The sequence below is a fragment of the Saccharothrix sp. DSM 118769 genome (genome assembly GCF_052936295.1).
On record NZ_CP193627.1, the window covers coordinates 6383067 to 6396218 of the forward strand.

General features: G+C 73.9%; 11 protein-coding genes. 5 read left to right on the plus strand and 6 right to left on the minus strand.

The window, feature by feature from the left end:
- Nucleotides 1-7: 7 nt before the first annotated feature.
- Nucleotides 8-370, minus strand: a complete 363-nt coding sequence (locus ACRAKJ_RS26955) for a hypothetical protein (protein WP_438922882.1) — start codon at nucleotides 368-370, stop codon at nucleotides 8-10.
- A 126-nt stretch (nucleotides 371-496) separates the two neighbouring features.
- On the opposite strand from ACRAKJ_RS26955, the gene ACRAKJ_RS26960 reads away from it, so the two are divergent.
- On the plus strand, nucleotides 497-1270 hold the full coding sequence (locus tag ACRAKJ_RS26960; RefSeq protein ID WP_438922881.1) for a hypothetical protein: 774 nt from the start codon (nucleotides 497-499) through the stop codon (nucleotides 1268-1270).
- 626 nt (nucleotides 1271-1896) lie between these two features.
- On the opposite strand, the gene ACRAKJ_RS26965 is transcribed toward ACRAKJ_RS26960, so the two are convergent.
- Nucleotides 1897-2535 carry a TetR family transcriptional regulator gene (locus ACRAKJ_RS26965; protein WP_438922880.1) on the minus strand — a complete coding sequence of 213 codons (639 nt, stop codon included), beginning with the start codon at nucleotides 2533-2535 and terminating at the stop codon, nucleotides 1897-1899.
- A 57-nt stretch (nucleotides 2536-2592) separates the two neighbouring features.
- Here ACRAKJ_RS26965 and ACRAKJ_RS26970 point away from each other — a divergent pair, with 57 nt between their 5' ends.
- From ACRAKJ_RS26970 to ACRAKJ_RS26985, 4 genes are all read left to right on the plus strand, one after another.
- Complete coding sequence (locus ACRAKJ_RS26970) at nucleotides 2593-3471, plus strand: SDR family NAD(P)-dependent oxidoreductase (protein ID WP_438922914.1); 879 nt, start codon at nucleotides 2593-2595, stop codon at nucleotides 3469-3471.
- Nucleotides 3472-3860: 389 nt separating this feature from the next.
- Complete coding sequence (locus ACRAKJ_RS26975; RefSeq protein WP_438922879.1) at nucleotides 3861-4394, plus strand: hypothetical protein; 534 nt, start codon at nucleotides 3861-3863, stop codon at nucleotides 4392-4394.
- 58 nt (nucleotides 4395-4452) lie between these two features.
- Nucleotides 4453-4683 (plus strand): hypothetical protein, encoded by a 231-nt coding sequence (locus ACRAKJ_RS26980; protein ID WP_438922878.1) that lies wholly within the window; start codon nucleotides 4453-4455, stop codon nucleotides 4681-4683.
- The gene (locus ACRAKJ_RS26985) at nucleotides 4662-5939 is read left to right on the plus strand and encodes an MFS transporter (RefSeq protein ID WP_438922877.1); all 1278 of its coding nucleotides are present in this window, start codon (nucleotides 4662-4664) and stop codon (nucleotides 5937-5939) included. The genes ACRAKJ_RS26980 and ACRAKJ_RS26985 overlap by 22 nt, the downstream gene beginning before the upstream one ends.
- A gap of 111 nt (nucleotides 5940-6050) precedes the next feature.
- Here ACRAKJ_RS26985 and ACRAKJ_RS26990 read toward each other — a convergent pair whose 3' ends face one another.
- From ACRAKJ_RS26990 to ACRAKJ_RS27005, 4 genes are all read right to left on the minus strand, one after another.
- Nucleotides 6051-6680: a hypothetical protein gene (locus ACRAKJ_RS26990; RefSeq protein ID WP_438922876.1), complete on the minus strand. Its 630-nt coding sequence runs from the start codon at nucleotides 6678-6680 to the stop codon at nucleotides 6051-6053.
- 7 nt (nucleotides 6681-6687) lie between these two features.
- A complete protein-coding gene (locus tag ACRAKJ_RS26995; RefSeq protein ID WP_447008708.1) occupies nucleotides 6688-10365 on the minus strand; it encodes an ALF repeat-containing protein in 3678 nt (1225 codons plus the stop codon).
- Nucleotides 10366-10480: 115 nt separating this feature from the next.
- Entirely contained in the window at nucleotides 10481-10969 is a 489-nt protein-coding gene (locus tag ACRAKJ_RS27000) for a hypothetical protein (RefSeq protein WP_438925464.1), read from the minus strand.
- A 208-nt stretch (nucleotides 10970-11177) separates the two neighbouring features.
- Nucleotides 11178-13133, minus strand: a complete 1956-nt coding sequence (locus tag ACRAKJ_RS27005) for an FG-GAP-like repeat-containing protein (RefSeq protein ID WP_438925465.1) — start codon at nucleotides 13131-13133, stop codon at nucleotides 11178-11180.
- Nucleotides 13134-13152 lie beyond the last annotated feature (19 nt).

The following is a 13152-nucleotide window of genomic DNA, read 5'->3' on the forward strand; positions in this document are numbered from 1 at the left end:
CGTCCGGTCAGTCCTCCCAGTCGCGCAGCAGCGGCGAGCAGGGCACGCGAGGTGACGAAGGTCGACCTGCAGGCGTTCCGGGAGCGTGCCGTAGCCGAAATCCGGCCTGGCCGGCGCGATGCGCGAGCGCCGGGTCGCGGTGCACGAAGAGTCGGTCCTGGCACTGCTGCTCGACGACGTGAACCGGTGACACTTTCTTCCGCTGAACGAAAGCAGGGATGGGCAATTTTCCACATCTGCGGGTTCGAGCAAACCTCTCGAACCCGTTCGGCTCGAACACCACGGTCCACGTGCCGAGCGACAGCGCAGCCGCCGGGTCGGGACAGCCCGCGTAGGCGTCCGCACACAACAGCTCATCGACATCACGCACGTGAACCCCCGGATGAGCGAGGCGCGACCAACCGGAAGGTGGAACGCGGGGTGTCCGGCGGACATCGTAACGGCGGCTCGCCCCGGGACGACTACCTGACACACCGCCGACGCCAAGCGAGGACATGTGAAACTCTCGGAATTACTCGGGCTGCCGAAGATCACCGCGGACGACATCAAGAAGACGGAGGAGTACGCGCAGGTCCGGAACCACGCCGGGGAGGAGGCTTCGGTCCTGGCGTGCCGGATGCAGCTGCGCGGCAGCGTGAAGAGGGCGGTGGACTCGGCTGACCTGGCCGGCCGGCAGCTCACCGCGTTCGGCGCCATGAGGAAGCTCGCGGAAAGCGCGCCGAAGCTTTCGTGGGTCCCGTCCGGACCGGGCGGCGGCAACGCCTTCGTCCGGCTGATCGACGGTGATTCCGACACGTTCCCGTTCGGCGACCCCTCGACCACGGTGAACTGCTGGGAGGTGATCCTGCTCGCGGTCATGCTGGACGGCCAGATCACCAGTACGCACAAACTGCGGGTGGCCTACGGCGAACGGCCCCACAACTTCGAGGCGGAGTTGACCACGCGGCTGATGGGCGGCGTGCTGCTCCCCTACACCGGCAGGACCGTCGGCACCCCGGTCGCGGGCGACATCGTCCTGTTCGACGGCTTGGCGCACGTGGCGATGGCGACCGGCGTCCACACCGAGGGCCCGATGATCAGCCCTCAACACCCGACCGGGGCGCAGGTCATCAGCTTCTGGCCCGCCCCGCTGCAGAAGTCGTTCGGGCCGGGTGCCCGGACGACGGTCGGCTACACGACCATCGAGGCACTCCTGGCCTGGCACGACGACAACAACAGAGCCCGGCCGACGGTGACGTTCGGCTCGCCGGACTGGTCGATCCTCAACTGAACGGCCCCGGGCCGTGGGTCCTGCCGCACAACGCGACCCACGGCCCGGAGTTCGCACGGGTGCCGGTCAGCAGAACCACCTGACGCGGCACAACGTGCCGTGGGCGCCGTGCGGCGGGCGCGGACGTGGACGGGTGCGAGCCGCCGACCGCTGGACCTGGCGATCCTGGCCGCCCACACCCGACTGCGCCCGGCCCGCCCACTGGTGGCCGACCTGCGCCGCCCCTGGGAACGCCCGCCGAACCCGTCAAGCTCGCCGGGCCGCACCTCGTGGATCACGGCGCGGTGTTTTTCCGGCTCGCGTGGGACAGGTACCTCCGCGGGGTGGAGGTGTGCCCGGAGGCCGTCTTATCGGCGCAGGAGTGCTCCTTGTTCAGGTACGCAGCACCCGGTGTGGTCCACAGGTGGTGCTTCACCTGCGCCACCTCACGACCGAGGACGTTGACCGGTGAACCGATGTGATCGTCGTGGAAGTGGCCGGCCGACAGGATGAGGTGCGGACACCAGGACGCCCCGGCACGCACGACCCCCATTCCTCCACCACCTCGTGCACGCCGTCGCGGAACATCGCGTCACCACCGTCGATCGGCAGCGCCTTGGCCGCGGTCCCGTGCAGCGGCACGTCGTTCAGCGGGCGTCCGCGACCATGCGGACGAGGGTGTCGACGAGCTCGTCGGCGGTGGTGCGCCACTTGTCCGGGCCGAGGTGGCCGCTGAGCTCCATGCCCGCGATGCCGTGGGCGCTGCTGAGCAGCAGGGCGCCGTAGTGCGGTGCGTTCCGCTCCCCCACGAGGGTGGCGACGATGGCCAGGAACTCGTCCTGGAAGCGTCCGGCCGCGCGGACGGCCGCGGCCGGGTCGCCCTCCGGTCCGCACAGGTGGAGCCGGACGCGTTCGAGTCCGTCACCGCGTTCCCCGGGACGGTCCCCGCGCTGCCTGAACAACACCTGGTAGAGGTGCGGCTGGTCCCGGCCGACGCCGATGAGGGCGCGGAGAGCGCCGCGCAGCTTCTCGGGGGCCGACAGGGCCGGGTCGGCACGCAGGGCGTGCACCCGGTCGCCGATCCGTTCCCAGCTCTCGGCCGCGACGGCGGTCAGCAGGCTGTCCTTGCCCGCGAAGTGCCGGTACGGCGCTCCCCGCGTCACGCCCGCCCGCGCGCCGACCTCGCGCAGGGTGACCGCTTCGGGGCCGCCGAGGTCGAGGAGTTCGGCGGCGGCGTCGAGCAGGGCGCGGCGGGTGGCGGCGGCGGACTCCGCACGGGTGGCCATGACGCCCATCATACAGTTGACGTTGTCATCTGAACTGGTAGCGTCGTCAAGGTGACAATGTCATCTGAAAATCAAGGGCTGGTCGTCGTGACCGGGGCCTCCACGGGCATGGGCGCGTCGACCGCCCGCGAACTGGCCCGCCGGGGGTTCCACGTCCTGGCCGGCGTGCGGCGCGACCGCGACGCGGACGCCATCCGATCGGCCGGCGTCGAGCCGATCATCCTCGACATCACCGAGCCCGAGCAGGTGGAAGCGCTCGCCGCGCGGGTCGCCGACGACCCGCGCGCACTGCACGCGCTCGTCAACAACGCCGGCATCCAGGTGAACGCCCCGGTCGAAGCCCTGCCCATGGCGCAGTGGCGGTGGGTGTTCGAGGTCAACCTGTTCGGCCACGTCGCCCTCACCCGGGCGCTCCTGCCCGCGCTGCTGCGCAGCAAGGGTCGCGTGGTCAACATCAGCTCGGTCGGCGGCAAGGTCGCCATGGCCACGTACGGCGCGTACGCCGGCGCGAAGTTCGCCCTGGAGGCGGTCAGCGACTCGCTCCGCCGGGAGGTCGCGCCGCTGGGCGTGCAGGTGGTCGTGGTCGAGCCCGGCGGCGTCCGCACGGAGATGGCCACCCGCGGGATCGCGACGGCGAACGACCTGGCCGCGCAGATGACGCCGGAGCAGCAGGAGCGCTACGGCGACCTGGTCCAGGCGACCAACGCGCTGATGGCCTCGGGCACCGCGTCGGGCCTGACCGCCGACGCCGCCGCCCGCGTCATCGCGAAGGTCGTGACGACCCGCAGACCGCGCACCCGCTACACCATCGGCCGGGACGCCGCCCTGATCACCCGCCTGACCCGGGTGCTGTCCGACCGCACGCTCGACCGCGTCCTCGCCGCCAACCTGCGCCGCCACCACCCGAAGGGAACCACCCACGCCCAGAGCGGCTGACGAACGACAGGGCGCCGCCCGCCTTCACGGCGGGTGGCCACCACTCCCCAGGCACTTCGGACCCACGGGCTCCCATGCCCTCGACCTGCGTGGACGAGGCTCCCGGCGGGTGCGCGTCGACGCCGCTGCCGCCCCTCGGTGCGGGTGTTCCCGGCGTCCCGGACCCCGACATCCCGCCCTTGTCCTCCGTCACGCGGAATTGCGGAAATCATCACCGCACAATTCCTTGATCCACGCTCCTGCGCCGGTTCCGCACCGCGGGCTCGGCCCGCATCACCACGCCCAGCGGTTCGGACCTGAGCGTCGAGTTCGACCACGACCGCTACCAGTGGACCAGCAACCGCGGCGTCAAGGGCGGCAGCGGTTTCCCCATCCTGCCGCCCGGAGAGGTGGCGACCTTCCCGACGCGCGTCAACGGCACCCTCGTCGCGGACGCCGCGTTCAACGTCAACGTCTTCACGCGCCTCGACGCCCGCCTGCGCGACCACCCGGTGACCGTCGACGTCGTGGACAGCACCGCTGTCGACTTCACCTGCGCCAGCCCGGACGTGTCCCGCCTGCTGGAGCTGTGCCGGGACCTGCCGCACGCCCGGCGCGTCGGCGAACTCGGGTTCGGCACCAATTCCGGCGTCACCTCGCTGATCCCGATGAACTCGCACATCAACGAACGGGTTCCCGGGGTGCACATCGGTTTCGGGCAGCACAACCAGGACATCAAGATCGTCGACTACTTCTGCGAGATCCACCTCGACCTGATCGCGTTCGGCGGACTCGTCACGACCGACGTCGACGACGAACCGGTCGACCTCGCCGAACCCCGCGACGACGGCTCGCCGCACCCCGACGGCGTGAACGACGAGGACATCGACGGCGACTGCTGCGCCCTCACCGTCGAGCAGTGCCTGGTGCTCCGCGAGAACTGACGACCGATCGGGAACACCGGCGCTCGCCGCCGGGGAACGGGGCACCGCGGTGGAAGAGATGCCGACCGAGCACGTGTTCGGTTTGACCATGCCCAGCCTGCCCGACGACTGGCGGGCGGTGAAGGCCGTGGTGGTCCTGGAGTGCCTGACCCCCACCGGCGCGGACCTCCGGATGATCGTGTCCGGCGCCGCCCGCTGGGAGGTGCTGGGCCTGCTGGAGGCCGCCCGCGTCGAAGCCGCCTCGATGAACGGCGGCAAGGACGGGCAGTGGCACACCCAGCGGGAGTGAGCCGGGAGCGGCACGCCGCCGTCTTCCACCGCTACCCCGCCGTCAGGGGGCAGTCCGCCCTGGGCACCGCGGTGAGCGACGCGGTCGTGCCGCTCATCGCGGCCGTGGTGCTCGGTGCCACGACCGGCCAGGTGGGCGTCCCGCCGGCCGTCACCTACGGCGTCCGACCCGTCGCCCGGCTGCTCGCGGCCGTCGCGGCGGAGCGGTCCACCCGGCGCACCACCGCGCTCCGGCTGCTGGAGCTGGGCCGCTTCGCCTCCGTCGGCCTCGTGCCGGTGACGTGGTGGACGGGCCACCTCACCGTCTGGTCGCTGATCGCGCTGACCGCCGTGACATCCGCGTTCACCGGCTGGTTCACCGCGTACGCCGTGCCCGTGGTGGTCGACCTGGTCGACCGCGGGTCCCTTGCCCGGGCCAACGGCCTGATCGGCACCGTCACCAGCTTCGCCCAGGTCGCCGGCCCCGGCTTGGCCGGGGTGGCGCTGCGCTTCCTGGCGGCGCCCGTGGTGCTGCTGCTCGACGCGGTGACCTACCTGGCGTCCGCCCTGCTGCTGCGCGGCCCGGTCCAGGCCCCCCCACGAACGCGGACCGACGAGGACCCCGGGCTCGCCGGCGTGGTGCGGGGATTCCTGGTGGTGCTGCGCAGACCCCTGGCCCCGATCGCCTGCGGCGCACTCCTGATGACCGCGTTGAACGGTGTGGTGAGCACGGTCCTGCCGATCTTCGCCACGCGCGAACTGGGTCTCGCCCCGAGCACCTACGCATGGCTGCTGGCGGCCGGCGCGGTGGGCGGCATCGCGGGCGGCGCGTCGGTCGGGGCACTCGCGAGCCGGATGCCGACCACCCGCGTCGCACTGCTCGCCCTGCTGCTCATGGCCGCGTCCACGTGGGCGTTGCCGCTGGCCGGGCCGGGTTGGACGGCCGTGGTCGGCCTCGCCTGGTACGAGGGCGTCGGCAGCTTCGCGGGCGTCCTCTTCATCGCCTCCCTGATGACCGCGATCCCCGCCGCCGTGCCGATCCACACGATCGCCCGAGCCTCGGCCGCGGCCATCCTCATCCCCGAGGTGGGCATGGCCCTGGGCGCCGCCGTCAGCGGGACCGTCGGCGACCTGGTCGACCCCCGACGCCTGCTGGTGCCGGCCGCGGTCGCCTCGCTGTCGCTGCCGGTGTGCCTGGTGATCGGCGGGCGCCGGGCCGTCGCGCGACGTGGTGGTGCCACCGAGGAGGACCGTTCGCGATCGTCCGGCGGCCGTTGACGGTGCCGTCCCGGCACAGCGTGGACGGGCCACGACCAGCACGACGAGAGAGCGGTGCCCGCCTCCGATCGGCGGACACCGCTCTCCGTGGACCCTCAGTTCACCCCGGTCTCACCCCGGGCCGAGGATGCCGGTCGGGTCGAACGCGACGAACCGCCCGTACGGGCGACGTCCCCAGTCCGCCAGCTCGGGGTGCCGGTCGGCCACCTCCGGGCGCAGGACCAGCACGTCGGGCCGGGTGGTCACCGGCGTCGGGCCGCCCAGCACGACGTCGTCCAGGTCGATCTCCAGCGAGCCGCCCCAACGGTCGGCGAGCAGGCCGACGGCCGCTTGGCCCACCTCCCCCATCCAGCCCAGGACCAGGTGGATCACCTCGTCCTGGGTCATCTCGGGCACGACGCCCGAGTGGGTGAAGGGCTCGGGCTGCCTGAACCCGACCAGGTCGAACTGCTCCACCACGACGTCCGGCGACACGCGGCGCACCGTGTAGAACAGGTCGTTGGGCGCACCCAGCCAGAAGGTGACGGACCCGGTGTCCCGGTCGGCGAGCGCCAGCTCCCGGACGAGCCGGTCCCGGTCCGCCGGGATCGGCTCGTTCCGGTCGTCGAACTCGCCGGTGATGATCAGGCCGGTGTCCGGGTTCTCCAGCGTGCCACCGGCCGCCTCCACGGACGCGATGCGTTGCGTGACACGTTCGGGTGACCAATCGGTCCGGTAGAGGTGGACGTAACCGTCTGCCATTGACGCCTCACTTGAAGATGTGCACGTTCTCGACCCCGACGTGGCGGGCCGCCAGGTCGATGATGCTCTGCGGGGTGCCCTCCTCGAAGTACACCTTGGCGACCACGCCGTCCCGGTCCGCGCACCACTTCAGGATGCTCGTCGCCTTCCCGAACTTGGCGGGGTCCTTCGCCTTGCTCGGGCCGCCGACGGCGATGTACTCGCCGTTCTGCCCGAGCACGTCGACGTCCGTCTTGCCGACGCCCGGACGGATGATCTCGTAGTCCCCCTTGCCCGCGGACCCCGCCACCCGGCCGCCGGTCAGCTCGGCGACGCGGACCTCGCGCGCGGCGCCCGCCGCGTTCGCGGCCTGGCCGTCCCTGAGGTCCTGGGCGGCCTTGCCGAGGCCGTCCATCGCCATGGCGAGGCCGTCGAGCACCGCGGCCGCGCCACCGACGATGGCCCCGCCGCCGACGAAGACGCAGGCGATGAGCCCGCCGACGGACCCGATGGCGGCACCGGGCAGGGCCCCGACACCGCCGACCGGTGCGCCGACGGCGGCACCGGCCGCCGCGCCGCCGCCGACCGTGGCCGCGCACAGCTCGAGCCCGCCGGCGATCGCCGCCACGCCCGCAGCGGCGACCCCGAGTCCGGCGCCGATCTGGAGGACGTCCGTGAGCAGGGCCATCAGCTCACCCGCGTGCTCCTGGACGAACTCCAGGGTGCCCGCGGCCATCTGGTCGATCAGGCCGAGCAGGGCCACGACCCGGTCGCGGTACCGCTCCAGCTCCTGCCGCAGGTCGTCGGGCAGGTTGTCCTGCTCCAGCGCCTCGTTGACGGCGTCGCGGAGGGTGGCGACCGAGGCGCGGGTGCCCGTCGCCGCCTGCCTGGTCTGCTCCTGGGACTGCTTGGCGAGGACCGCGTTGTCCGCGTCCACCTGGGCCTGGAGGGCCGCGGCGAACGACTTGCCCGCGGCTTCGGCGTCGAGGCGGGCGTTCTCGGCCGCGGTGCGGGCCGCGGCGGCCGACAGGGCCGCCTGGCTCGCCGACGCCGACGCCTGGGCGGCCGACCGGGACGCGGCGTCGGCGTAGCGCTGCGCGGTGGCCGCGGCCTGGCGGGCGGTGTAGGCGGACGTGGCCGCGTCGTTCGCCGACCTCTCGGCCTTGTCGGCGGACACCCGGGCCTCGTCGGCGGCCTGCCGTGCCCGGTCGGCCGAGGCGACGGCCTTCGAAGCCCAGGCGGCGGCCTCGTCGGCGGCGTTGCGGGCGGTGGCGGCGGCCTCGGAGGCGGTGGCGGCGTGCTGCCACGCGGTGGCCGCCGCCTGGGAGGCCGCGGCCAGGTAACCGGTGACAATGGCGATGTGGTGGGTGGCCTCGAAGTCGCGGGTCGACGCCTGGTACTGGCCGACCCGCAGGAAGTCCTGCACGTAGGACCACGGGCCGGACAGGGCGGCGTTCGCCGCGGCGCGCAGCTCGGGGCCGCCCGCGTTGACGAGTTCCTGGACGGCGATGCGGTCGTCGTCCTCGGCGGCCTTGTACTGGCCGGTGGTCAGGAACTCGCGGACGTCCTCGGCGGTTCCGGAGAGGGCGGTGTTGGCCGCCGCCCTGGTGACGGGGCCGCCGCTGTTGAGGATGAGCTGGACGGCGATGCGGTCGTCGTCGGCGCGGCCCGGGTAGGCGCGCGTCGCCAGGTAGGTCTTGACCTGGTCGTGGGTGCCCTCGACGGCGGTCTTGGCGGCCTGGCGCTCGGCGGGGCGCAGCGAGGCGCCGCCGACGATGCGGGCACCGGCGCGGTCGTCCCGCTCGATGGCCGCGTCCACACCTGTCCGGACGAACGCGGTCACGGTGGTGGCGTCGCCGGACAGGGCCTGGGACGCGGCGGTGACCACGTTCGGGCCGGCCGAGCGCCACAGGCGCAGGGCGGCCTGGCGGCCCGCGGTGGCCGCGGTGTCGGCCGGGGTGTCCTGGGCACGGGCACGGTCGAGCAGCGCCCTGGTCTCCTGGTCGGGCTGGTAGGTCCTGCCCGCCTGCCAGCGCTGGGCGGCGTTGCGCTCCTGCTCGTTCTCGGCGGCGAGGGCGTCCTGCGCGTCCCGGGTGGCCTGGCTCTCCCGGGCGGCGAGCTGCTGGGCGTCCGCGGCGCGCGCGACCTCGAAGGTGCGGACGGCCTGGTCGGCGGCTTTCTGCGCCTCTTCCGCGGTGACGCGGGCCGCGTCCGCGGCGTTCTGGGCGCGGGTCGCGGCGCCGTCCGCCTCGCCCGCGTGCTTGATCGCCTCGTTGGCGGCGTTGGCCGCGTTCGTGGCGTGGGTGGCGGCCTGGGTGGCGGCGCGCTCGGCCTCCTCGGCCTGGTTGGCCGCCTCGGTGGCCAGCGATGCCGCTGCCGCGGCGGCGCGGCGGGCCTCGGCGGCGTTGCGCTGGGCCCGGGTCGCGGCGTTCTGGGCCCGTCCCGCGGCCGCGCCGGCCTCGACCGCGTAGCGGTCGGCGTCCAGCGCCGCCTGGGCCGCGGCGGCGGCGTCGGTGTTGACCTGGGCGAGCGCGTTGGCGGCGGCGGCGACCTGGCGGGCCACCTCTGCGGCGTGCCTGACGGCGGTGGCCGCGTCCTGCGCGGCCTTGGCCGCCTGGGAGGCGGTCACCGCGGCGCCCGACGCCTGCTCGACCGTGCCGCGTCCCAGGGCGACGGCGGTGGCGGCGCCCTGGGCCAGGGCCGCGGCGTCGCCGGCCTTCGAGGCGGCCCACGCGGCCTGGGCGGCGGCGTTGGCGGCTTCGCGGGCCGCGACCACGGCGGCGGCGATGGCGTTGATGGCGACCTGGGCGGCGTCGGCGGCGCGCGCGGCGGCGTCGGCGGCGCGACCGGCGGCCGCCGCGGCGCGCACGGCGGAGTCCTGGGCCGCGTCGGCTTCCCTGGCGGCGGTCTCGGCGGCCTGCTTCGCGGCGGCCGCGGCGGCGAGCGCGCGACCCGCCTCGTCCAGCGCGATCTCGCTCTGGAGCCCGGCCCTGGCGGAGGCGTTCTGCGCCAGCAGGGTGAGCTGCGAGACCGACGCGACCTCGTTGTCGCGCTGGAGGGCGACGTTGTAGCCGGTGGTCAGGAACTCGCGGACGTCCTCGACCGGACCGGACAGCGCGATGTTGGCGGCCCGCTTGACCGCCGGGCCACCGGTGTTGAGCAGCCGCTGCGCGGTGATGCGGTCGTCGTCGTTCTGGGCCAGCCGCCAGCCGGTGGCGAGGAAGTCCAGCCGCGCCTGGTCGTCGCCGTTGAGGGCGGCGTTGGCCTTCGTGCGCACGACCGGGCCGGTGGCGCTGGTGAGCAGCCGCTGCACCCGGATCCGCAGGTCGTCCTGCCACGGCCGCTTCCAGCCGGACACCAGGAACGCCCGCACGTCCTGGATCGGCTTGCCCAGCGCGGTGTTGGCCGCCTCCCGGGTGGCCGGGCCGCCCTCGGTCAGCAGCCGCTGCACGGCGATGCGGTCGTCGGCCTCCTGCGCCGCGGGCAGCGCGGCCAGGAACTCCCGGACGTCGGCGTCCGAACCGAGCAGCGCCGTCTCCGCCTGCGCGGACACGACCACGCCGCCGGCGCGCAGCAGCGCGAACGCCTGGGCCCGGTCACCCGTCGCGTCCTCCTGCGCCAGGGCCTGGTTGCCCATGACGACCAGCGACGTCGCCAGCACCCCGGCGACCACGGTGCGCAGGTGTCTGCGCCTGCCTGTAACCACGGTGTCTCCCCCGTTCGTCGAAAACCGTCGCCGCCCGCACCGGGCGGAGGGCGTGCTGCGCCCGCCCGCGGGCACCCGGCTCACGGCCGGGTGCCCGCGGGCGGGGTCGGAAGGGTCAGGAAACCTTGAGCGCCAGCAGCACGGCGGGGCCGTCACCGACGCCGTACCCGACGCCGGTCCACGTGTTCTTCTCGATGGACACGTCGCTGGTCTCCTCGTCGACCGTCACGGTCGCCTTGACCACCTGGTTGTTGCCCTTGATCTGGAACGTGTCCGGGACCTCCAGCTCCAGGTAGCCGGACGTGCCGCGCACCTGGAAGCAGTAGTGGCCGGGGTCGGGGTCGTCGTCGACGTCCTCCGCGCCCGAGCGGCGCACCTCGATCAGGCCGGCGCCGCCGCACGCCACCAGGGTGATGTTGCCGTCGCCCTTGACCAGGCGGATGCCGCGCCGGGCGAAGATCGCGTCGGCGCCCGGGTAGGAGAAGTCCTCGACCAGGGGCGACTGCTCGGTGGCGGGCTGGTCGCCGCCGGTCTGCCCGAGGGCCACCGCACCACCGGTCAGCAGGGACAACACGACCGCGCCGGCCGCAACGAGACGAAACATGGTGATCACCGAATCTGTTGGTGCGAAAAAGGGGTGGACATCTCCGCGCGGGCCAACGGCTCCCGCCCGTCGGTCACTTCACGAGGACGCACGCCCCGCCCGCGCCGAGACGCCGGGCACGGTCGTGCCGCCGGGGACGGCCCCGGCGCCACGGCCGCGGTGAGACCCGCGGCCGGCGCGGAACGCCGTGCGGCTCTCGTCCTGGCGGTCACAGCAGCTTCGCCCCCTGCGCCTGCCAGTTCTGCGGACCGCTGTCCCACTGCTGCACCGGTGCGGCGAAACCGGTGGCGGTGCCGAACCACAGGTAGGCGCGGGTGACCCCGCCGTCGAGGTTGTAGAACGCCGCGACGTCGCCCCGGCCGTCACCGTCGTAGTCGCCCGCGACGATCCGCGCGGACTGCGCCGGCCAGTTGCCCGCACCGCCGTTCCACTTCTCCGCGAACGGCGCGAAACCGGTGGCGGTCGCGTACATCACGTGCAGGCTCGTCGCACCGTCGGCGTAGTTGTAGAACGCCCCGACGTCCGCCCGGCCGTCACCGTTGAAGTCACCGGCCACCCACCGGGCCCGGCCGTGGGTGAACTGGCCGACACCGCTGGACCACTTCTCCACCGGCGGGCCGAACGCGCCGCCGTTGGCGGGGAACACCCACAGCGACGTGTTGTCCTGGAAGTAGTCGTAGGCCGCGGCGAGGTCCACGCGGCCGTCACCGTCGAAGTCGCCGGAGACGAACGCGGCCCTGCCGTGGTCGAACTGGCCGGGGCCGCTGTCCCACTTGAGCGCCGGCGGCTCGAAGCCTGTCGCGGTCGCGCGCCAGACGTACAGCGCGGTGCGCGCGCCGCCGAGGTCGTAGAATGCCGCGATGTCCGTGCGGCCGTCGGCGTCGAAGTCGCCCGCGGCGAGCTTGGCACCCTGCGCCGGCCAGTTGCCCGCACCGCCGTTCCACTTCTCCGCGAACGGTGCGAAACCGGTGGCGGTCGCGTACATCACGTGCAGGCTCGTCGCACCGTCGGCGTAGTTGTAGAACGCCCCGACGTCGGCCCGGCCGTCACCGTTGAAGTCACCGGTGAGCCAGCGTGCCCGGCCGGCGGTGAACTGGCCCGCGCCGCTGTCCCAGCGGTACTCGGGGACGCCGATGCCGTCCTCGCCGCCCGGCCACACCGGGATGCGCGTGCGGTCGTCCCCGCTGTCGTAGGCCGCCGCGAGGTCGTCGAAGCCGTCGCCGTCGAAGTCGCTGCGCGTGGGCACCCGCGTCGTGGCGGACGCCACCACCGACGCGGTGCCGTCCTGGGCGACGACCCGGTAGTGCCACGTCTCGCCGGCCGGGAGCGCGGCATGCGTGAACGACGCCCCGGTCACCGTCGCGATCCGGGTGGACGCGTCGACCGGCACGTCGGCCGACCGCGAGGCGTGCACGGCGAACGAGCCGTGACCGCGCGGGGCCCAGGTCAGGCCGACGGCGTGGCGCGGCAGCGCGGTGGCGGTCAGGTCGACCAGCCGCGACTCGACCCAGCCGGCCACGTCGTCCACGCGGGTGCCGGTGGAGCCCGCGCGGGTCTCGGTCACTCCCAGGCAGCCGTGCTGCCACGACAGCCGGTTGACCGCGACGAGCTGCGGCACGCCGTTCACCTCGCGGAACGCGGGACCGCCCGCGTCGCCCGCGCAGGTGTCGCGGTCACCGGACAGCGCCAGGTCGGCGCCGGTGGTCCCGGACGCGGTGAAGGTCGCCAGGCTCGGCCGGGCGGGCACCCACTCGGTGGCCGTGCGCCCGAAGCCACCCGCCTTGAGCACCTCGCCCGCGGTCGGCGCCGCGGTGGCGACGGCGATCGGCGCGGTGCCGGTGGCCGGGGTGGCGAGCTTGACCAGGGCGAGGTCGCGGTCCGGGTGGCGGACCACGCCGGCGGAGGCCGACTTCGTGCCCGCGCCGGTGGTGGTGTCGACGTTCCCGACGGCGACGTCGACCCGCCCGTCCTGCGGCACGCAGGACGCGGCGGTGACCACCCACCGCGGGTCGACCAGGGCGCCGGAGCACGCCTGGCCGGGCGCGGTGATCCGGGCGAGGAAGCCGTACGCGCCCTGCGGGACGGACCCGCCCGGCACGGCTTGCGCGGCTCCCGCGGCCAGCAGGGCGACGCCCGCGGCGATGACGGCGATCCCGCGTCTCACGAGGTCTCCTCGGTCGCAA